The sequence below is a fragment of the Paenibacillus sp. EB106-06-01-XG199 genome (genome assembly GCF_058791575.1).
Genome location: NZ_JBYTDQ010000012.1, coordinates 14,735 through 36,010, shown reverse-complemented (window position 1 = coordinate 36,010; position 21,276 = coordinate 14,735). Strand labels below are relative to the sequence as shown.

17 protein-coding genes and 1 pseudogene are annotated in these 21,276 nt (G+C 44.7%); 1 reads left to right on the top strand and 17 read right to left on the bottom strand.

Annotation, left to right across the window (positions count from 1 at the left end; genetic code table 11):
- Positions 1-26 precede the first annotated feature (26 nt).
- From AC3WT9_RS29715 to AC3WT9_RS29700, 4 genes and pseudogenes are all read right to left on the bottom strand, one after another.
- Positions 27-503 carry an SMI1/KNR4 family protein gene (locus tag AC3WT9_RS29715; protein ID WP_341091552.1) on the bottom strand — a complete coding sequence of 159 codons (477 nt, stop codon included), beginning with the start codon at positions 501-503 and terminating at the stop codon, positions 27-29.
- A gap of 31 nt (positions 504-534) precedes the next feature.
- A complete protein-coding gene (locus AC3WT9_RS29710) occupies positions 535-1,164 on the bottom strand; it encodes a hypothetical protein (protein ID WP_341378065.1) in 630 nt (209 codons plus the stop codon).
- A 431-nt stretch (positions 1,165-1,595) separates the two neighbouring features.
- Positions 1,596-2,303: pseudogene (imm47, locus tag AC3WT9_RS29705) on the bottom strand (Imm47 family immunity protein); the annotation flags it as partial.
- Positions 2,304-2,843: 540 nt separating this feature from the next.
- The gene (locus AC3WT9_RS29700) at positions 2,844-5,198 is read right to left on the bottom strand and encodes a M13-type metalloendopeptidase (RefSeq protein ID WP_341378064.1); all 2,355 of its coding nucleotides are present in this window, start codon (positions 5,196-5,198) and stop codon (positions 2,844-2,846) included.
- A gap of 254 nt (positions 5,199-5,452) precedes the next feature.
- Here AC3WT9_RS29700 and AC3WT9_RS29695 point away from each other — a divergent pair, with 254 nt between their 5' ends.
- Positions 5,453-5,749: a transposase gene (locus AC3WT9_RS29695; protein WP_341378062.1), complete on the top strand. Its 297-nt coding sequence runs from the start codon at positions 5,453-5,455 to the stop codon at positions 5,747-5,749.
- Between the two features lie 525 nt (positions 5,750-6,274).
- Here AC3WT9_RS29695 and AC3WT9_RS29690 read toward each other — a convergent pair.
- From AC3WT9_RS29690 to AC3WT9_RS29630, 13 genes are all read right to left on the bottom strand, one after another.
- Positions 6,275-6,772 (bottom strand): hypothetical protein, encoded by a 498-nt coding sequence (locus tag AC3WT9_RS29690; RefSeq protein ID WP_341378061.1) that lies wholly within the window; start codon positions 6,770-6,772, stop codon positions 6,275-6,277.
- A gap of 619 nt (positions 6,773-7,391) precedes the next feature.
- On the bottom strand, positions 7,392-8,105 hold the full coding sequence (locus AC3WT9_RS29685) for a pentapeptide repeat-containing protein (RefSeq protein WP_341378060.1): 714 nt from the start codon (positions 8,103-8,105) through the stop codon (positions 7,392-7,394).
- Positions 8,106-8,131: 26 nt separating this feature from the next.
- Positions 8,132-8,911 (bottom strand): hypothetical protein, encoded by a 780-nt coding sequence (locus AC3WT9_RS29680; protein WP_341380345.1) that lies wholly within the window; start codon positions 8,909-8,911, stop codon positions 8,132-8,134.
- 44 nt (positions 8,912-8,955) lie between these two features.
- A complete protein-coding gene (locus tag AC3WT9_RS29675) occupies positions 8,956-11,640 on the bottom strand; it encodes a phage baseplate assembly protein V (protein WP_445935327.1) in 2,685 nt (894 codons plus the stop codon).
- A 520-nt stretch (positions 11,641-12,160) separates the two neighbouring features.
- Entirely contained in the window at positions 12,161-12,598 is a 438-nt protein-coding gene (imm48, locus tag AC3WT9_RS29670) for an Imm48 family immunity protein (protein WP_341378059.1), read from the bottom strand.
- 41 nt (positions 12,599-12,639) lie between these two features.
- Complete coding sequence (locus AC3WT9_RS29665; RefSeq protein ID WP_341378058.1) at positions 12,640-13,143, bottom strand: hypothetical protein; 504 nt, start codon at positions 13,141-13,143, stop codon at positions 12,640-12,642.
- Between the two features lie 39 nt (positions 13,144-13,182).
- Complete coding sequence (locus tag AC3WT9_RS29660; protein ID WP_341378057.1) at positions 13,183-15,927, bottom strand: phage baseplate assembly protein V; 2,745 nt, start codon at positions 15,925-15,927, stop codon at positions 13,183-13,185.
- Positions 15,928-15,949: 22 nt separating this feature from the next.
- Positions 15,950-16,435 (bottom strand): DUF4280 domain-containing protein, encoded by a 486-nt coding sequence (locus AC3WT9_RS29655; RefSeq protein ID WP_341378056.1) that lies wholly within the window; start codon positions 16,433-16,435, stop codon positions 15,950-15,952.
- 69 nt (positions 16,436-16,504) lie between these two features.
- On the bottom strand, positions 16,505-17,065 hold the full coding sequence (locus tag AC3WT9_RS29650; RefSeq protein ID WP_341378055.1) for a hypothetical protein: 561 nt from the start codon (positions 17,063-17,065) through the stop codon (positions 16,505-16,507).
- Entirely contained in the window at positions 17,062-18,303 is a 1,242-nt protein-coding gene (locus AC3WT9_RS29645) for a pentapeptide repeat-containing protein (RefSeq protein ID WP_341378054.1), read from the bottom strand. The genes AC3WT9_RS29650 and AC3WT9_RS29645 overlap by 4 nt, the downstream gene beginning before the upstream one ends.
- 95 nt (positions 18,304-18,398) lie before the next feature.
- Positions 18,399-19,823, bottom strand: a complete 1,425-nt coding sequence (locus tag AC3WT9_RS29640; protein ID WP_341091530.1) for a hypothetical protein — start codon at positions 19,821-19,823, stop codon at positions 18,399-18,401.
- Positions 19,816-20,451 carry a hypothetical protein gene (locus AC3WT9_RS29635; protein ID WP_341091529.1) on the bottom strand — a complete coding sequence of 212 codons (636 nt, stop codon included), beginning with the start codon at positions 20,449-20,451 and terminating at the stop codon, positions 19,816-19,818. The genes AC3WT9_RS29640 and AC3WT9_RS29635 overlap by 8 nt, the downstream gene beginning before the upstream one ends.
- Before the next feature lie 42 nt (positions 20,452-20,493).
- Entirely contained in the window at positions 20,494-21,270 is a 777-nt protein-coding gene (locus AC3WT9_RS29630; protein ID WP_341378053.1) for a DNA and RNA helicase, read from the bottom strand.
- Positions 21,271-21,276 lie beyond the last annotated feature (6 nt).

Sequence of the window (21,276 nt, the reverse complement as noted above, 5' to 3'; positions counted from 1 at the left end):
TGTTAGCTATGGCATCCATTAACGAATTATTTAGCAACCCATTCTTTTTTTTGAAATATATACCTATCTTTTATATACCTACGCTGTAAGAATTCTGTAAAAGTATCTGTAATCTTATAAAAACCATCCTTCTTTTTACTTTCTGAGTAAAAGTGGACAGGTGGATTTTCCCCTTCATCTAATTTAAAGAAGCAAAACATACAACCTTGACTCATCCAAAATACAAAATCGTTTGAAGTAAGTTTAAGAGGTACATTGTTTTCTTCTAACAATTCTGCCCCCCCTTCATTTAACGCTAACAATTCATCCATAAAACATGATTCACCACGCAAAAAAGTATGATCAGTGCCGTTTCCCATTGTTTCAAGAAATTCAATATAAGCCATCGGTAATATTTGATCGCTTATCAGTTTTCTCACATTAATTAAATCTTCGTTTGTACAAGGATTCATAGGAATGTTATCAATTCTAAATTGTGAGACTAACTCATTTAAATATTTCAAAATGTTTCACCCTCATTAGAGTCATTTACTTTTAGCTAAAATAATCATTTACTACTGCAGTTAATTGGTCGTTTCCTAACTCAATGTTAGTCAAATAACAAAGGAAATAATCTTTTACTTCACTTTGATTGAATAAACTCAGATATTGAAATGCAAGTAGTGTAGTATCATCTATTCCATAATTTTTTTCCAACTTTGTTTTTACATATTGAATCGCTTGATTAATGAATCTATTGTCTTTTGTCTTAAAGAGAACATTAAGAACGAATGTAATCTCATCCTCATTCTCTATTTCAAAAATCTCACGCACCTCAATCTCTTCTAATTCTTCTTGAAATAGCTGCTCCTTAACCAAGTTAAATATACTCAATGCCTCTAATTCATCATTATAATAATCCTCCCAAAAACTTAGATAAGCAAATTGCTTCGGCAATAAAGCTGAGCTATTATTGGGCTTGTTCCACAATATCCAATCAGAGTTCACTTTATCGGATACAACTTTGAATAAAGAGATTGAATAAGGCACAACTTGATTGACATCATTTTCTACTCGGAAAAATTTCTCACCATTTTCACTGGTTTCCACAGAAAAAACTATATAATTTTTATTCATTGATAGATTCTCTTTTTTCGCTAAACCCTCTTTAAGGCATACTCTCATTTATCTTACTCCTACAATATTCAAATCGACATCCAATTCTATTATCCAGTTTTCATTTGCTCTGAGATTTAACTTTTAAAAAACTTGAGATAGTTATCGGAGTTAAGCATCCATTCCCTAACTTCTGGGGACTTTGTACCATACTATCTCCCCGTATTGCTCCACCACGAGACAACGGCAGTTAAATGAGCCATGGCTGCTTGATCTAGAGGACACTATTTTCCATGAATTGCTCGAATTCCTATAAAAAAACAAAAAAACAGGTCAATCATGGTGGTATCTTACCATAATCGACCTGATCATCGTAACGCTATTGTTAAGTTATATGTGTTGTTAGTTGAATGATGAGTTCATTTGGAACTGGGCAGCCCTCATTTTATCACGGGTTATTTCACATCATGTTATCACAGAGGGTGTCTTATAACCGTACATTATACTTTAAGTCCGTAAAAATACTTATGTCCCTTCTCCCAGTTTTTCTTTGAAAGTCCTTCGACATAATTAATAAAACCTTTATAGTTGTCTGCATTTATTACTGTGTAGTAATCGCCTGGCACTTTCTCCCCAGACCAAATCGATAGTAAGGATGGAACTAACTCCATTTCAAGACGCTGTCCGGTATTAGCGGCAATCATAACTCTTTCAATTAATTTTTTTGTTAAATTACCAATAAATGCATTTTTTTGATTATAGTAATACTTTTCCGAGTTACAACTGTTAATGTACTCCAAATAATAATGACCAATCTCTTCCACGGTTGCACCATCACCTAAATGCTCTTCAAATTCAATAAAAGCATCTATAGAATCCCTTATAATGATCGACGTATCATTAATTTCATCCCAATCTTCAAGTAATGCTAATAGATATGGAACTGCTTCGAGAGAAAGCGTTGTAACTGCCGCTGACGCAAATGTATGAACCACATCTTCTGTAGCATTTTCTAAAAACAGAAGATTGTTCGAGTCTCTTAAATCTTCATGCGTACAAATTGAGCAAAAAATCCGAATGCAAAGATTTAATACTGCTTCATCTTCAGAATGATTTAACAAGTGAATTAAGAGTGTTTTTTGCGTAAAATCTCCTAACTTGAAAAGCTCCACGAGTTGGAGTATAACATCTTGTTCCGTCTTTGAACGTCTTCAGTATATCTGAGAATTTACCAAAGTGTATGATTCCATTTTCATCCGAGTCAATACTTCGACATTTTTTTTACCATCACCATTTTCATGGTGAAAAAACAATTAAAGCTAGGGCACTACATACTTCTCCCCTTTTTTTCAGCAGCATTTCCCCCCGATTATACTGCATAAGCCTACACTAACCTGAGAATCTGTCCGTCCAGAATGATGTACCCCTGCTACTCACGTACTCCCGGGCTTGCTGACAGTTATCATAAATTCCATCAATTAGCTCGTATAATGCGCGGGCCTGTGCTATGGACCGTAACTTCTTTTCTGCTTTCTGCACTGGTTGCTGTTTCTTCAATTCTGCTGTCACAACCTATACACGTTTTGCCATTCGTTTCATCCTCCTTTGATTTCGGGTATGTAAAAAAGCTCATTCCTACTCATGGTTCAAGTGGGAAAGAGCTTTGGAGTGTTATTGCGGCCCACCCGAAATGTCGTGGAAACAATCCTTTATATTTTAGGCAAAAATAAATTAGAACTTACAATACTCTACCAGATACTCACACGCTGCTCTGGCGCTACATACATCATATCTTTTTCTGTAATTCCATAGGCATCATAAAAATCTTTAAAGCTGGCAACTGTGCGATTCACACGAATCTTGTTAGCGGAATGTGTGTCATTGCTAGAAAGATAAGCTAACACTTCCTTAGTCATTGTTGTACGCCATATCGTTGCATACCCTTCAAAGTAAGCTTTGTAATCAGCATTTTTCGTTTGAGACAATACTTGCAAGGAGGCGGCCATACCACCAAGATCAGCAATATTTTCGCTCACAGTTAAGCTACCGTTATTATATACACCAGGAATGACTTCCAGTCCGTTATAATAAGCAATCACTTGCTCCGTTTTTTCTTGGAACTTCTTATAGTCCTCAGGTGTCCACCAGTTTACAGCATTTCCATTTTCATCATAGGAAGAGCCGAGATTATCAAATGCATGGCTGATTTCATGAGCAATTACCATACCAATTGCACCTAAATTTGTTTCGTGCTTCGCATTAATATCATAGAATGGTGCTTGAAGAATACCTGCTGGGAATACAATTTCATTATTGAGTGCGTTGTAATAGGCGTTAACATTGTAGACACTCATTTGCCATTTACTTTTATCCACAGGTTGACCCAATGTTGCTACTTCTGTTTTCCATGATGCTTTGCGAATAGCTACAAAGTTATCAAATAATGTTCCACCCTCTTTAATGGATACGATGGATACGTCTTTAAATCTGTCATCCCATTTATCAGGATAACCGATCTTGTAGGTCATTTTATCTAGCTTCAGCATAGCTTTAGCTTTAGTGGTTTCAGACATCCAGTCTAGCGCCTTAATACGCTCCTTGTACACCGCAATAAATTCCTTCACCATTTTTTCCACGTCTTGCTTCGCTTCAGCTGTAAAATGGCGTTTTGCAAACATTTGACCTAAGTAATCACTCATTACACTTTGTGTTAATTGAATTGCAATTTCATCTTGTGTTTTTTGACCTTGAATACCAAATAGATTAGCTTGGAAATCCAACGACGCTTGTTGCAACTCTTCACTTAATACGCTGCTGGAATTAATAAGCCAAATCGCTTGCATGTAGTTTCTAAAATCTTCCACGTGCTCATCAGTCATTAATTGTGAAAGCTTATTGGCTTGCCCCTTGTCCATTACAATTAATTTATCCACGGAACCAAGCTGTAGCTGCTTCAAATAATCAGCCATATCCAGTGAAGGGAACAGCGCAGCAAAGTCTTGGATCGTATATGGATTATAATATTTATTTACATCATTTTGGTCTTGAATGTCCATCGTTGCTGCTGCTATTTGCTTCTCAAACTCATACAATGAGTTTGCCTTTTTCTCGGCAGCTTCCTTGCTGTCACCAACAAGCTGGTATAACTTGCTCAAATACGAGACATACACTTGTTTTGCTTGAGCATTGTTAGAAACATAACTCGTCTTGTCTAAAATCAAGCCTACACCTGCATAATATAATGCATTAATGTCACTTTTTTTAGCATCTGCCATGATACCAAATGATAAAATTGAGCCAAAGCCGAGCTCTTTCTCCATCTTCAAGCCTACATTCATTAGCTCCTTGATTGTAGAAGCTTGATTCAAGGATGCTATATAAGGTGCAATTGGCTTAATTCCCAAAGTATTACGATGCTTCATATCTTGTGCATTCGTATAAAAGTCTGCAATTTTCTGTTCCACTGATCCTTTAGCATGTGTGTCCTTCACAACTTCTTGCAGTATATTTTTAATTCGTTCTTGATTTTGTTTATCCAATTCGTTAAATGCACCATTGCTCATTTCTCCAGCATCAATGGTAGATGCATTCAGCCACTTTTTATTTACAAACTCATAATAATCATCACGAGGATTTGTCCCCTTTAACGCTACCATTCGTTTAACTAGTGCGGTTAATTGTTCAAGTGTAACTTGATCCTTAGCTCCAAGTTTGCCATCCGTATAACCGTTAACGATACCTGTCGCAGCAATTGTAGTCATCTCATCTTGTGCCCACACCGGGATGTCACTAAAGGAAGACGCTGTATTTAAGCTACGCAAATCGTTTCCTTGCGGCTTCGGTAGGTCTGAGAATGCTCTACTTAGCATAATTAATGCTTCGGTACGCGAGACATACTCACCGTCTTTAGTTTTTCCTTGAGCATCCCCCTTCAAAATGTCTTCTTTCTTCAAGCCAGGGTTGTAATCATCTGCAACATTTAATAAATAAGTAACAACCTCTTCTCGTGTCATTGCTGCTTTCTCATCCTTAGCTAGTGCATGTGGCGCTAGTGAAGTAAGTATCAAGGATGAAGACAACAAAAATGCTAATAATTTCTTCAAAGCTTCCCCTCCTCGGATAAAATAAAATTCTAAATTGATATTATTTTCACATACCATTTTGTTATTACGTGATGTTCGTTCTGAAGTTTCACTTTGCTATATGTCAGCATTTTGCATAATTCAAATGAGATCGCTGCCTCACTCTCGTTCATTATTCCTCTTTTTCCTGTAAAGCAGCGGATCTGCCGTTTGCTGTATTTCAAGTGTTGTTTCAACTCCTTGTCCACAAATGTAATCGGGAAACGAGGCGAAAGTTGGCTTTTCCGAAGGAACTATTGCTCATTGACTCGACGATCATGACGGTTGGGAAAACTCGTTTGCCTGGGCTCGCGGTTAAACTGCATGTCGCCTTGCGGGTGCAAAACAGACAGCCATTTGGCGTCACGGAAACGATTGGCGCACGGCACGATGGGCCTGTATGCGAAACGTTGGAGAATCCTGACTTTATTATGGTCATGGACCGTGCTTACGGCAATTTGGAACAATTGGATCGCTACAAACAAGACGGACAATCCTTTGTCATTCGGCTTCTTGACAATGTTCATTTCTAAAAACCCTATGCACTTCGGCGGCAAGTCCCTGCAGATTCTCCGGTCAACCTATATCAACTTCCTGTTTTACCATTCCAGCCCCCTTGAAATCTGGATCTCCCTGGATATATCACAGAGTTTCCTTCCCAATCAAGTCTATGTACCATTCTCATCAATTGCTAGAAGTTCGTGCTGTTCCTGAACCAACTAAACTAGGATAGTATTCATGCGGCTCTTCAGCTTTCCGGCTAGCATCTCCCAGCTTTGGTTGCTTACCAGCTTCTTCGCTTTCGTCAGTTCTTTCCCTAGACCGGCATTCAGCTGCCTCCCCTGCGGTATCCGCTATTCTTACGATCACTCTCGCGACATCGGCTCCTTTTTCATGGTATATCTGACCATAATCGGCCTGTTCTAAGTACGCTCTTACGTTATTAACCTTATACTTTCCAAACATGTGGTATTGTTTGATAATGAGTTCCTTCTATACCTACCCACTAAAATCACTACTTAAAAAATAAAATAATAGGATTAAAAATGATTTCAATATTATTCCTCATCATCTTCTAGGTCTTCATCACTCATAATATACTCTATATCTTCATCAGTGAACTCGTTACCTTCTGATACTGGATGTCCATTAGGATCTAACATCCCCATTACCGCTTTATCTCGGTCTGATACAATTATAGTATAAGCTTCAAACAAAAATGGATTTGGTGGTAAATCTACAGTAACTCTCCAAGCAGGTCGAATATCATCATTCTCTCTATTTTCTAAATCCACTTTAAATGTATAGGCTTCGTCAAAAAATAAACTATCTATTTGCTCATTAACTGCCCCATCCAATTCATGTACTTGATGGTACTTTTTTGCGATTTCAATTGCTTCTTCTGGAGTCGAAACAACATCGATCGTGATCTCTTCTATTTTACGATGATGTCTAGGAAGATCTTCTTTCTTCAATTTTATATATTCGTTAAATTCTTCATCTGTTAAACTCCTAAACTCATCATCTGTCATTTTTTCAAATTTATCTGAAAACATACTATCACCACTTCCGTTCCTCGAAGCTCGTTATTATTAATTTTTTCGATAGGCATATTCATTTTACGTCGATATGCCTCTCCAATAACTACAAGTGGTTCCGCAAACCAATACTCGAACTTTAAAAAATCTTCGTTTTCCAATATATCACCTATTGCAGTTTCAAGGAATAAAATGGAAGGACCTCTATAGTTCCTTCTTTCTTGGAGTAAGCGTTACTTTGTTCCCCCAAACTCTTCTAGTAATTCCTTTACACATTGAAATACACTGAAGCCTCTTGTCTCCAAGAAATTTTATCTGACCACATATAAAAAAGCTACCCTCCCAATAAGTCAATTAAGAATTCCTCAAAAGTTTTGGGAGTTGTTGCACAAGTCCTTTAATGTACCATCATGACCATGGACTGTGCGTATTAAGATATTCTCTATCTTTGCCCCTGCATCTCTATGGTTAAGTTCGTCAGTTGTGATTAAGTAATTCTTTCGATAACTATATGGCCTAATGCTATCTGATTTTATACATGCTAAAAGGCTCATTCCTTCTCGCCAGTCAAGTTGGAATAAGCCTTCTAAGTAACTATGTTTGTTCGTCTAATTTACGTAAAACTCCAAGCAGATCACTAGATCATCTTTATTACTTGTTCCTTAACACTTTTGTCAAACTTAGCCCCTTCCACATTCGCTCCCTTCCAAACTACGTTATCAAGTTTGGTACCCGTAAAATCAACTCCTGTAAAAATCCCATTACAAAGGGTAGCTCCTGTTAAGTCTGCACTTGCAAAGTTAGCATTTCTAGCATCTACTTCAGATAAATTTGCACTAATAAAATTAGTTCCTTCAAAATTACCCTCTGTGAGATTAGCGCTGCTTAAATTTGCACTAGAGAAACTTGCTTGTTTAGCATTGATCCCAGATAAATTTGCATTACGAACGATAGCATTGATTAGAGTTGATCCAATCAGTTCACCATGGGAAAAATCGACTTCTTCAAGACAAGTTTCTAAGCACATACTTATATTCATTTTTGCATATTTCATATTTGCTCTTTGGAAGTTTGCTCCACTAAGCACACAATCAGCCATGTCAATCCCCTCTAAATTGCAGCTTCTAAAATCAGCCGTTTCAAAATCACAATCTAAAAACGACGCTCTAATTAAAGAGGATGCTCTTAACATGACCCTTTTTGCAATGATACCATCTGCCATAACTTCTGACAGGTCTAAAAATGTGAGGTCCATGTCACTCATGTTCAATCCATCAATAACCTCACCACTGCATTTGTATTTATTTAACATTTCTATAACTTTTGTTCTATCATCTTTATTCTCGTCCATTTTTCCCACCACCTCCTAGCAAAATTTTATCTTTTAAGGTAATCCTTCCAAGCTGCATTAGGTCGGAACGACACACCCATGCGATCCTCATCAAAACTTGGAATAGCCATCACTTGGGCTGATTCCAAATATTTCATTACATTCAACCAGCTATCAAGTAATGTGCTATTATCAGTTTCTAATTTCCCATTCAAAATATCGATACAAATACCACCCCAGTTAAGTTTTGATACAACTCCCGGGCTATTTAGCAATAATTCTCCATCAAACATTTCCAAAATATGACCACTAAAGTATGTTCTAGCCCCTATCCCTAAGGGGCCATTTGGAAGATATCTAACCGGCACAGGATAAGAACATATATCCATCCACATATTTAGACGTTCACGCTCGGTATTCCAAGGATATGATGACGGCCAAAAAATATGTGTTACTCCGTAACATGGTTTTACAATTTCTGCGATCCGATCAGATAACTCAAAAAAAGCTGGCCACATTTTTGGAGGCATAGATTTATGAAAATCAAACTTCAAAAATGAGCGTGTGCTCCAGTTAACTTCAAAGCTCCCCGTATATTTTACTGTATTATCACGATGAAGATGAATTTCAGATACCCTACGCTCTAAAGTTACTTTTTCAAGAATCTCATTACGATTATATTCAACCCTTACCATCTCACTATTGCCCCAATGAGTAGGAGCAAATTTTTCATTTGACTCAAACACATCCAAAATATCACTTAATATCTCTTCTTTGTTTAAAGATACCATGGGATACATTGTAATTGAAAATAAATCAGGCTTCATTGCATATCCTCCTGCTGCAAGAATAAGATTATATGATAATGTTTTTATAGCTTTTTCCATCTACCACCGCCAGGTAATAACGGATTAGGTTCCCATTTATGAGTCACTTTCCCTATCTTTGGATCAGTATAGTAGACATAACTTTTGTTTCCTAAAGGTCCACTTGGTCTTGGCTTAGGAGGAATAGCATTTAAGTCAGGTTTGTCACTTGATATTGTTACATAATGGCTACCGTTTTTGTCTTGAAGCATTTCTCTTTCAGCTCTAATTTGGCTGTCATTATGAACAATTTGATCTTCTCCACCTGCTTTGTGTTTGTGGTCATGAACTAAATCAATTTCGCCCCTATCATTACGCCCTATACTGTCTGGGCGTGTAACATGACCTTCACTAGATGTATACGTAACGACTTCGTCGGCATTATTATCAGCTAATTTACGATCAAGTTGCTCTTCCAAAGCCTTTCTACCTTTTATTTCTTCTTCTCTTCCGCGCACCCTGTTCTTTCTTAGACTTTCATTGAGAGTATCCCAATCTTTTCGATCTAAAGGTTTTTCACCTTTATTTTTCACTTTCTCAAGGTAACGTTCATATCTAGCTTTATCCGCAGCCTTCTGATCTCCACGTGCTTTTGCTTCATCTATTCTTTGTCTATGATACTTCTCTTGTTCTGGAGTCAAACCGTTTTTGTTTAATTTTACATTATCACCTTTACCCGTCCCCCCAGACATCTTCTTCGCTAATTCCTCTTTGCCTGCCTCCATCTCACTCCAGAAATTCTGCTGCTGGCTGTTTTGTGGAAGAGATTTATCTGGTTTGCTGAATGAAAAATCAGAGGGGCCATCCAGTGCTTTTTGTGGACCGGACAGACGGTTTTTCAGCCCGGTCATCGTATCGGATACCTGATCCATTACTTGAGCTGCGGTTTTCTTAACTTCATGTTTGACCTGCTGCTTCCATCCCGTCCACATTTCATCCAGCGCGGACACGTTCTTGTGCAACGCTTTTTTCAGCTTGGACGAATTCGTCAGGATGGTATTCATGCCGCTCTTCAGCTTCCCGGCTAGATCGAACGTACTTACGTTGCTTGCCAGCTTCTTCGCTTTTGTCAGCACTTTTCCTAGACCGGCATTCAGCGCATCCCCCGTGGTATCCGCTAATTTCCCGATCGCTTTCGCGACATCAGCTCCCTTGTCCGCTATTTTGCTTACAGCTTTCGTCGCCTTCCCCACCATATTTGCGGCTTTCGTGAATTTCTTACTATTCACAAACAGTTTAGTTCCTGTTGCTGCCCAACCTGCACCAGGCACTGTCGCTGCTAATGAAAGGCTTGCACTCATATAATCCCCGCGCAGCGCGTAGATCCCCGCATTCGCCAAATCCGCAATTTCCCCAACGCCCGGGATCAGGCCCGCCACATCCAGCACCGTCTGGCTTACATCCAGCACCTTACTCCAAAACCCTTTTTTCTTCTTCTTCTTCGGCTGCTCTTCGGGGGCGGCTTCTTCCGGCACGGCCACTTCGCTCACGAACGGGGCTTCGTATTGCGGCTCCAGGTCTTCGACCTGCACGGGCATCTTTATGATGCCATTCATCGTCAGGCTGCTTCCCCGCAGGTCCGACATCCCGTCCAGCACCAGACTGCTGTCTCCGCATTGCAGGAACAGAATTTCCTTCGCTTCGATCTCTATACTCTTCTCGCTGTCCAGTACCAAATCCTGCACGGCTTTCATCTGGATACCGCTGTTACTCGTGATCGAGATGCCTCCGTCGTCCAGCGTGATGAACAGGCTGCCCTCGGTCGCGATCAGCGACATCTCCGCATCCGTCATCCGCATCTCTTTCCCGAAGTTCGTTCCCCAGCTCTTGGTCGCCGGATCCGCGGTCTTCGGTGACGGACTGCTGCCCCGCCTCACCGATCCCATCGCGAACGCGTCTTGTTCACGCCCGCTTCCGAAATACACCTGTACCGAATCTCCCGCTTGCGGCATGCAGTAGAAACCTCCACCGTCACTCGCATAGACCGCGGAGTACGGCATCCAGCTCGCTTCATTCTCCGCTTGGGTCGCATCCACGTTCAGATGTACTTTTACGGTATCCTTCGTGACCGCCAAGATCCTGCCTTCCAGCGAAGCTCCTGCCAGTTCATCGTTGCGGATTTCATTCTCCCGGATCCCGCTGTGGGGACTGAGGGTATACGTATGTATGAGCATGCCCTGCATAAGCCTGCTCTCTGCTGCTGCTACCCGCAGCTCCTGTCCTTGAAATTGTACGGTATCTCCGAGTCCGAACCAGCGCCGCGTCTCTACCCGGTATGAGGTGAAGTCTGCTTCTTTTACGTCTGCGGCTCCCACCGACCAGGACATCTTCAGCGCGTGCAGATCTCTTGTTACTGTATAATTCTGATCCTTAAGCTCATGATATCCGCCATCCGGGACACCAAAATACAGCTTCGGCGCATCCGCCGTCACCTCCGGGATCACCACCGCTCCGAACCGGGAAGCGATTCGCCGCAGGAACTGCCAATCCGTCTCGCGGTACTGTACCGTCAGCCCTCCCAGCTTCGTGCCGCTGCTCACGTAGTCGATGAGGTCGGACTTCGGGTAGGCCGATAAGACCTGGCGGATCACGTCCTCACATTCCATCTCACTATGCTGAAACGAACGAATTCGCGGCTCGATGTCCAGCAGATACGAATAGGAGACGGCCTCCAGTTCCAGGATGTACACCCCCAGCCCGGTAAAATTCCTGCGCAGGATGGCTTCCGGAGTGCAAGGTTGATCAGGAGTAATACATTCTCTTTCAGCTGATCGTCCACAGCACGGACGATCGGCCAGACACAGGTCTGCATGCGCATAGACTGTTTCTTCAATTATTCGCTACTCCCACCTTTGATTTTTGACATACAAAAACGCTTATTCCTATCTCATGATTCAAGTTGGAATAAGCGTTTGAAAATTGGTAAGTAGTTTTTCAATTTTTAGAGTTTGGTTTGGTGGTTGTACTATACTATCTTGATGTTAATAGCTCAACTTTCGCAGAGTCAGAATCGAATTCAGACCCCGCTAGGGTTAGGTGGAGCATGTTTAAGTCAGGATCTTGCCAACATAGAAAAACACTGCTTCGTTTGGTAAAGTGAGATTGTCGAATATCCACTAAACCACAGAAGGTGTCTAAAATAATCGACCTGTTCAATGTAAAGATTGTAAAATTAAAGTGTTTGATTTGCGGTAAAAATAGAAGCATTATTCACGCTTTCTTTTTCACCGCATTAATGACACCTAATATATTTTGTCTTAAATTTTCCTCCATGTTATTTTCATACTGATAATGACCATCTATTCCTCTATGAATTATTGAATTCATTACAGGGTGATACTCTTTATTTGTTGCTTGAATTAAGTCCTCCGCAAAATTAACTGCCTGTTTTTCACTGTATTTAAATCCATTAATCAGTAGCGCTATTATCAAGGCATGTGCCTGTGGCTGATTCATCTCGTCCCTTTGAACAATAGCATTTAATGCGCCAAAACAAAACGCTGCAATAACTTGTCTTTCAAGCTCAGATGTATCCTCAAACCTGATTCCAATTAGTTCAAATATTTTAGTTAAAAAAAGCCTTAGCTCACTTGTCGCATTATTTACTTTTACTCCGTCGAGTTTCTCGGGTTCTAAAAAGTCGCTCATTATCTATCTCCCATCATCTTTACCTTATTATAAATAAGTGTTTAGTAAATATATAATGTACCTTTAGGCCATTTCCCCTTCCATCCACATGGACAGTGTCCGAGTTTGAAAACGGATAGCATTTCGCTAAAAAATCTTGGACAACCATTATACTCAACATAAGCACTTTCAATACCTGCATTAAGTAATAACCAACCCAATGTACCACCAAACTCTTCTTTTATATTTTTCTCTTCAATAACGTCGTAAAGTTTAGAGATAGCAGTTTTATACTGTAGTGACTCTCTTACTACAGCAACAATTGAATTAAAATCCCTAACACTATATCCCAGTTTTTTCAGAACAAAATTTGAAAGCTCATCCCTACTGCTTGATATTACCTCCTCCCATTCTTCTTTATCGTCAAGTTCCTCTGCCTTCTCCCATCCAGCAACAAGTTGTACCGAACATAGTAAATCTATTTCTTCTATGTTACCACAATTAATAAACCACTGGATATTCTCAAACTCGTTTAATAATTCTTGATTAACTATAATCTCTTTCATCTGTTATACCTCCCATTTTCCAGCAATAATAATGAAACTTTATGGTTTGTAATCTCTATAAACGCCATATATCCTACCCGGAATCTTCGGTACTCCATTCTTTCCAAACTTTAACGGAACATTCATACCACCAAGCAAACCGTATTTTACTCTTTGATGAATTGCTTCTTTCAAAGATTTCTTTACCTGATCCGGTGATAGACCTGCTGCTTCCAGGGAACGTTTTAAAGCTCTTGTATATTCTAAATTTGTTGGGATATCACCTACACGTGGACCTGCAGGATATTTTTTAGTGACTTCTCTGAATTGATCCCAGAATTTCTCCATTTCTTGATGTGCTTTATAGTGCGGGGTTCCGACAGGACCACTAATGATGTTTCCATCAAGTTCAATTGTTACTCCTTTATCAGTTGGAATTACTGAACCATACGCTGCGTCTTGGTTTAAATGATGCTTTTGAGTCCCCGATCCATCATTTTTCCATTCTCCGTATTCCTTAATCTCGATGTCATCTGGTTTTTTTAGATTACCTTTACCCGTCCCCCCAGGCATCTTCTTCGCTAAATCCTCTTTGCCTGCCTCCATCTCACTCCAGAAATTCTTCTGCTGGCTATTTTGTGGAAGAGATTTATTTGGTTTGCTGAATGAAAAATCAGAGGGGCCATCCAGTGCTTTTTGTGGACCGGACAGACGGTTTTTCAGCCCTGTCATCGTATCGGATACCTGATCCATTACTTGATCTGCGGTTTTCTTCACTTCTTTTTTGACCTTTTGCAACACTTTTTTCAAATTGGATGAATTCGTCAGGATGGTATTCATGCCGCTCTTCAGCTTCCCGGCTAGATCGAACGTACTTACATTGCTCGCCAGCTTCTTCGCTTTTGTCAGCACTTTTCCTAGACCGGCATTCAGCGCATCCCCCGTGGTATCCGCTAATTTCCCGATCGCTTTCGCGACATCAGCTCCCTTGTCCGCTATTTTGCTTACAGCTTTCGTCGCCTTCCCCACCATATTTGCGGCTTTCGTGAATTTCTTACTATTCACAAACAGTTTAGTTCCTGTTGCTGCCCAACCTGCACCAGGCACTGTCGCTGCTAATGAAAGGCTTGCATTCAAATAATCCCCACGCAGCGCGTAGATCCCCGCATTCGCCAAATCTGCGATTTCTCCTACACCCGGGATCAGGCCCGCCACATCCAGCACTGTCTGGCTTACATCCAGCACCTTACTCCAAAACCCTTTTTTCTTCTTCTTCTTTGGTTGCTCTTCGGGGGCGGCCTCTTCCGGCACGGCCACTTCACTCACAAACGGAGCTTCGTATTGCGGCTCCAGGTCTTCGACCTGCACGGGCAGCTTTATGATGCCATTCATCGTCAGGCTGCTTCCCCGCAGGTCCGACATCCCGTCCAGCACCAGACTGCTGTCCCCGCATTGCAGGAACAGAATTTCCTTCGCTTCGATCTCTATACTTTTCTCGCTGTCCAGTACCAAATCCTGCACGGCTTTCATTTGGATGCCGCTGTTACTCGTGATCGAGATGCCTCCGTCGTCCAGTGTGATGAACAGGCTCCCTTCGGTCGCAATCAGCGACATCTCCGCATCGGTCATCCGCATCTCTTTCCCGAAGTTTGTTCCCCAGCTCTTGGTCGCCGGATCCGCGGTCTTCGGTGACGGACTGCTGCCCCGCCTCACCGATCCCATCGCGAACGCGTCTTGTTCACGCCCGCTTCCAAAATACACCTGCACCGAGTCTCCCGCTTGCGGCATGCAGTAGAACCCTCCACCGTCACTCGCGTACACCGCGGAGTACGGCATCCAGCTCGCTTCATTCTCCGCTTGGGTCGCATCCACGTTCAGATGCACTTTTACAGTATCCTTCGTGACCGCCAAGATCCTGCCTTCCAGCGAAGCTCCTGCCAGTTCATCGTTGCGGATTTCATTCTCCCGGATCCCGCTGTGGGGACTGAGGGTATACGTATGTATGAGCATGCCCTGCATTAGCCTGCTCTCTGCTGCTGCTACCCGCAGCTCCTGTCCTTGAAATTGTACGGTATCTCCGAGTCCGAACCAGCGCCGCGTCTCTACCCGGTAAGAGGTGAAGTCTGCTTCTTTTACGTCTGCGGCTCCCACCGACCAGGACATCTTCAGCGCGTGCAAATCTCTTGTTACTGTATAATTCTGATCCTTGAGTTCATGATATCCGCCATCCGGGACACCAAAATACAGCTTCGGCGCATCCGCCGTCACCTCCGGGATCACCACCGCTCCGAACCGGGATGCGATTCGCCGCAGGAACTGCCAATCCGTCTCGCGGTACTGTACCGTCAGCCCTCCCAGCTTCGTGCCGCTGCTCACGTAGTCGATGAGGTCAGACTTTGGGTAGGCTGATAATACCTGACGGATCACGTCCTCACATTCCATCTCGCTATGCTGAAACGAACGAATTCGCGGCTCGATGTCCAGCAGATACGAATAGGAGACGGCCTCCAGTTCCAGGATGTATACCCCCTGAACATCCCGGACGCCAACCTCCTGGATGATCCCCTGAAACAGCTTGCGTATTTCTTGGCCCCGTTCACCGGTCTCGATCAGGGAGATATTCTCCCCGTTTGCGGTCATATCGATTTCCCGGTCCTGTTGTTCTTCGGGAAGAACAGCGGTCAGGAACAAGCGTGCATGTCCGCCTGCCTTCCGCTCCATATGTATGTTCTGGATGCTGTGCACGGGATAGGGCGAATGGCACTTGAGGTTCCATGTGCCTGTTGCGGCTTCCACAATGCCCATTGTCTCACTCCTCTCCTTTACATTACCGGATGGCCCCGCCGAACCCGCTCGTCGTCCCCTCCAGGCTCGATCCCCCAAGCTCCTGACCGTCATCCTCGATCACAATTCGTCCCCCATAAACACACTGGTTCACACATGTGCTGAGCAGCGCGGGGTGTCCATCCACAAGCACATCTGTTTTTCCGTCCATCCACGAAGTCGAAATCCCCGGAACACACGGCGCCTTCTTACGCCCTTCAATATCGAGTTTCCCGATCTGGACAGCCGGGTTCAATAAGCTGGTACAATTCCCGAATGGCATAATGTGGATCATCGGGTTCTTGTCCTCCACATTCAGCTGTGCTTTTTCTTTCAGGTGTACGCCGTGGCTATAAGGGATTTTCAAGCGATTCAGCTGAGTTCCGCATGTACAGCTTAAGATTGCCCCGGCAACCACGTAGCTCGGCTCTGCCCCTCCTCCGTCCTGTTCCACAACATCCGGTCTCGTGATTCCTTTGATTTCTGCCATAGAGATTCCCCTCCTAAAATCAACTGCCTATGTCAGTTGAAGTGCTATAATTAACGACTTCCATTTATCTCATAACATCGACTCCACTGTTGTCATCTCTACCCGCTGCATACATAACCCGGTAAAGTCTCTGCGCAAAATGGCTTCCGCAAGTGCGAGGTTGATCAGGAACACATTCTCGTGCAGCCGATTATCCATGGCCTGGACAATCGGCCAGCCGCAGGTCTGCAAGCAGTCCGCATCGACCTTCAGCCGGGTTAGGCGGCCGCTGCTGTCGAACTGGCTGTCTCCGTTCAGACAGGCAAGCTGCGGCGGAACCAGGAACCAATAGGGATACAGCTGCTCTCGTTCGGCATCCATTAGTCCGGCCAGCCGGAAGATCAGACGCGGGGCAAAGGTCTGAAGGAGCTGCTTCAGAGGATCAGACCACAGCGGATAAGGCCGCTCAATGAGGTCTACCGCCACCGGCTGGTGGATGGGCTTCAGCGCAAAATGCAGATTGGACCGCTCCAGTTCCCGTAAATCCTCCCCCTTCAGCCATTCCGGACGGATGGCTTCTTTTACACCAAGCGGTTCAAGTGCCCCCCGCACACGCATATCCTGTGAGAGCTGGAACCAGTTGTTTCTCATTGTTGATGTTCCTCCTTCAGCCAATCCATAATGGCTTCTTCAGTGAACGGAAGTTCCGGCATTTCCGGACGTTCGCTGAGCAAGCTGCACGCGCCCGTATCCATCTGCGCTCCTATTAAACAGGAGCCTGAGAAATTCGTTCCACGCAGATCAGCTCCCCGGAAATCTGCACCGGTCAGATCGCACCATCCAAGGATGGCTCCGGTAAGCTTCGCCCCCGTGAATCTAGCCCCCCGCAGCTTGGCCAGAACAAATTCAGCCTCGCTTAAGTCAGCTCCGGCAAAGGATATTTCATGGAAGCCCGGAATCTCCCACTTCCCCGGATCAGGAAGCCCGCAGGCCGCCTCCGCCCGATGAAATAACGCCCCCACCAGACGACAATTCTTGAAGCTTGCACCGTGCAGCCATCCCTGATTCCATTCCGTATCCGTCAAATCGCAGCCTTCCCAGACCGTACCCACCAGATTGCTCTCTGCGAAGCTGCTACCGCCAAAAGTGCTCTCGCGAAAGGCAGAATAACGAAAATCCATTTCACTGTAATCTCCGCCTGTCAGATCCAGCCGCTCCAGTGCGCCGTATCCGTAAGCACCTTCGATCCGCTCAGCCAGCCATTTCCGAATCTCGGTCTCATCCGCAGGGTCGCTGTCCTTGCGGTAGACAGACTCGCTGATATCGAGATACTCGCCTACACGCACTTCAACTATTCCGCATTGCTCCAGCTTACGAAACCCCTCGGTAAGCATCGCCTCCGGCATCGCCCAGCGGAGCAGTGCAATAACATATTGATGCCCATGCTGCGATTCACGCAGCAGCAGCTTCTCCAGTTCGGGACGGCTGATACCTCCGGCATACGGGGAACCCGGGCGTTGTCTTTCCTCCTCCAGCAGCAGCTGGAGCTCATCCAGGTAGCCGAATGCCCAAGAAGCATCATATTCACCCGCCACAGAAGCGGGGTCAAACAGCCACGTCTCATCCGAAGCCTCTACCAGATAAACTCCGCGTCCTTCCTGCAGCCGGGTCCGGAGCATCGAATAGGTGAAATGCCCGATGGCCCCCTTCTCTCCTATGCTCTGCAGCTCCGCCACCTCCCGGCACAGCTTGTCAAAGTGACGGATGAACGCCTCCTTTAACGGCTTGCGGTTGGCCTGATACAGCTGCTCCCAATGCAGCAGTACCCGGTTACGGACCGGCCCCACAATTTCTTCCATAAACATCTCCATCACGGCAGTCTGAGCCAACAGTTTCCCCTCCTGTTATCGCGTGCTCCAGTTTTGGTTTTTCTCCCCAAAGGAACTAAACCGTTGTTCATAGGATGTTATCTGCATATATTTACTTAGTTCGTACGTACTTCAGTTCCGCTTAAAGCGGTCGTGCCGTCCATTTTCAGGCTGCTGCCCTTGCAGGTCAGGCTGAGCTGATCTTTGGCGGAAATTACAATGCTTTTATCCGCGTTAATCATAATATCTTCCTTAGCATTGAGCTTAATCAGCTGGCTGCTGATAATCTCGATCCCGCCGCCCTCACTAAGCCGGATGAAGATCTTTCCGTCCTTTCCGGTCACAATCACCTCATCTGGGGTCATCTTCAGCTCTTTGCCGGCCGGTGTGCGGAAGAACTTGTGGTCAGGGTTGCTTAACTTGTTGCTCTCGCCTTCTTCGGCATTCTGCCGCACCGAGCTGGTTGCTACCCCTTCTTCCTCCTTGTTCCCCGGAAAATACACCCGGACATGATCGCCCTTCTCCGGCATGACGTACCAGCCGCTATTGCCTTCTGCCGTGTACACAGATGAATACGGAAAGTCATGCGCTTCTCCTGCCTGCTGCTCCGAATCAATGTAGAGGTGGATTTTGAGCTTGTCCTTGTTGATCCCGATCACTTGACCTTGCAGCGAAACTCCGATGATTTTGTCATTATAAAAGGTGTTCTGGCGAAGTCCATGACGCGAGCTTAAAATATAGCGGTGACGAAGCAGGCCCTTCTTCATTTCAGTGTACGCTTCATATACATACAGCAGCTTGCCTTTGAATTCGATCGCATTGCCCAGATCCAGTACCCGGCCCGTCTCGACCTCATAATATATGAAATCATCCTCGCCTACCTTGGCTGACGTATTCTGCGTAGTGTAACGGAATTTGTCCATTCTTTTACGAACCCGGTAGTTAAAATCCTGCAGCTTGCCTTTCGAGGAGGTATCGAACACGCCAAAATAAAACTTAGGACTATCAAAGACCGATGCAGGCATCAGACCGGTACGCAGACGTGAAGCGATCCGCTTCAAAAACTGCCAGTCTGTCTCTTCATACTGGAGCGTGAACTTGCCGATAGCCGCTCCATCTGTTGCCGCGTCCATAATATCAATATTTGAATAACCCTCCGCGATCTGATCCAGAAGCTGCGGGTAAGTCATGCTGTGGTTCTGGAAGGAACGGCTTTTCTTGCGGATGTCCAGCTCATGGGTATGGGAGACCCCCTCCACTTCAAGGATGTGGACCCCGCGGTTCACCGACACACTCAAATTCAGAATAAGTCCGCTGAACAGCACCCAGCTGCCGCCTTCTTCATTCACCTGCGTGATCTCCACCACTGTATTTGATGAGCTCAACCGGACATAGCTGTCCTTCTTCTCTTCATCCACAATACCGGTGAATTTCACATAGGTGTGCTCATTCATTTGCTTCGTAATGGTTAACTCCTGCAGACTGACCAGTTCAAACGGGCTAACCCGCAGATTATCGTAAGACAAAGCTGGTTCACTCATGAGACTCGTCCCCTTCTTCCTGTGGAATGAACTGAATGGATTTCATCATGGCCAGTGCAATCGGCTTCCAGTCCTCAAGCTCCTCGTCCGTACAGTTAAAAGTACACATCAGTGCCCGATCCTCAAGTGAAGCGAACAGAATCAGATTATACAGATTGGCATTAACCGCCGGAGTTAAAAATTCACAAGTAGCGACCGGCTTGCCGTTAATGCTGAACTCATGGTCCCCATACCATTTCGTCAGCTTCTGCGTCCGGCGCAGCATCTGGATCATGGTCTTCTTGAAATCGGACAGCTCGTCCTCCGGCAGCGGGTTCTTGGTGTGATTGACGGCAATGTTAATTCTGGCATTGGAAGTCGTATATATAACGCCGGGTCGATGCTCAGAAGGATATTTCCGCTTTGCCATCTCTTTACTCATGAGCTTAAAGGTCTGCGGGAGCAGCATACGCATCGCACCGTCCAGCAGCTCCGTTTCCACAAAGGTGTGCGGCTCGTCTCCAATCTGCACCACGGGTGCGGTTAAATCCGGTCCAGCCTCTTCCGGAATCACTCCGTAATTATCCGCAGGCTGTCCGCCTGTATTGCCGTTAAGCATGGACACAATCTTCTCATCCCAATGCTCCATCTTCACCCCATCCTTCCAATAGTCGATTGATGCGCAGCCGTTCTACTCCACCAGCATCCGCTGCATACCCCCGTGAGCTTGCCCCTTATGACCCTGTCCCCCGCGCGCATTTGAGAGAATCCGGTCCAGATAGCGGTGAATCTGCAGGCTCGGATAATCCCGGTATTCCTGTCCCAGCCGGTTCGCAATATAATGCAGGATAACACTCCGGGTGATGACACCTTCATTCATACACAGCATGGCGAACATCACATCATGCGGATCCGGCGTACCGGTACGCATAAGGCGCTGAGCATAGTCCTGAAGCACAGCCGGAGGAAGGGTGCTGGCACCGGGAGCCGCATAGGGAACCTGCAGCACCTGGAGCGTATTGTATTCTGTGGCCAGATCCGCGAAGCTCTGGTAATCCTTGCGCAATCTGGCCCCTTCCTTCAGCTTGAAGCGGGCGAGCTCCATCTCATGGGAACCGCTCCCGGACGCCGCATCTTCCAGTGCAAGCGAGGTCTGCCCCAGAGACAGGTCATGACCTGTCTCCAGCTCGGTGAACCGGAGCTTCAGAACAGTTTCTTGACCTGTGGCCTTATAAGCAATTTCCGCCGGCTCCGTCATCATATAGAGCCGCCTCTCATGCAGCAGTATGCCGGGGCTTACCGATAACCGTTCGGCGTGTACCTCCACCTCTGCCCCAGACACAATTCCATCAGCATAATCCCTGTAGTACAGCTCCCAAAACTGCCGGGGGAAATCACGCAGATCCTCAAGCATACGGGTCTTTAGAATCCGCCCTTTATGAAACTCAGGGTAAGTATAGGTGAACATTTGCGG

Excerpts from the sequence above, each read along its gene's own strand:
- AC3WT9_RS29710 (WP_341378065.1), bottom strand. The coding sequence starts at position 1,164 with ATGAGAGTATGCCTTAAAGAGGGTTTAGCGAAAAAAGAGAATCTATCA.
- AC3WT9_RS29690 (WP_341378061.1), bottom strand. The coding sequence starts at position 6,772 with ATGTTTTCAGATAAATTTGAAAAAATGACAGATGATGAGTTTAGGAGT.
- AC3WT9_RS29685 (WP_341378060.1), bottom strand. The coding sequence starts at position 8,105 with ATGGACGAGAATAAAGATGATAGAACAAAAGTTATAGAAATGTTAAAT.
- AC3WT9_RS29680 (WP_341380345.1), bottom strand. The coding sequence starts at position 8,911 with ATGAAGCCTGATTTATTTTCAATTACAATGTATCCCATGGTATCTTTA.
- imm48 (WP_341378059.1), bottom strand. The coding sequence starts at position 12,598 with ATGAGCGACTTTTTAGAACCCGAGAAACTCGACGGAGTAAAAGTAAAT.
- AC3WT9_RS29665 (WP_341378058.1), bottom strand. The coding sequence starts at position 13,143 with ATGAAAGAGATTATAGTTAATCAAGAATTATTAAACGAGTTTGAGAAT.
- AC3WT9_RS29660 (WP_341378057.1), bottom strand. The coding sequence starts at position 15,927 with ATGGGCATTGTGGAAGCCGCAACAGGCACATGGAACCTCAAGTGCCAT.
- AC3WT9_RS29655 (WP_341378056.1), bottom strand. The coding sequence starts at position 16,435 with ATGGCAGAAATCAAAGGAATCACGAGACCGGATGTTGTGGAACAGGAC.
- AC3WT9_RS29650 (WP_341378055.1), bottom strand. The coding sequence starts at position 17,065 with ATGAGAAACAACTGGTTCCAGCTCTCACAGGATATGCGTGTGCGGGGG.
- AC3WT9_RS29640 (WP_341091530.1), bottom strand. The coding sequence starts at position 19,823 with ATGAGTGAACCAGCTTTGTCTTACGATAATCTGCGGGTTAGCCCGTTT.
- AC3WT9_RS29635 (WP_341091529.1), bottom strand. The coding sequence starts at position 20,451 with ATGGAGCATTGGGATGAGAAGATTGTGTCCATGCTTAACGGCAATACA.
- AC3WT9_RS29630 (WP_341378053.1), bottom strand. The coding sequence starts at position 21,270 with ATGTTCACCTATACTTACCCTGAGTTTCATAAAGGGCGGATTCTAAAG.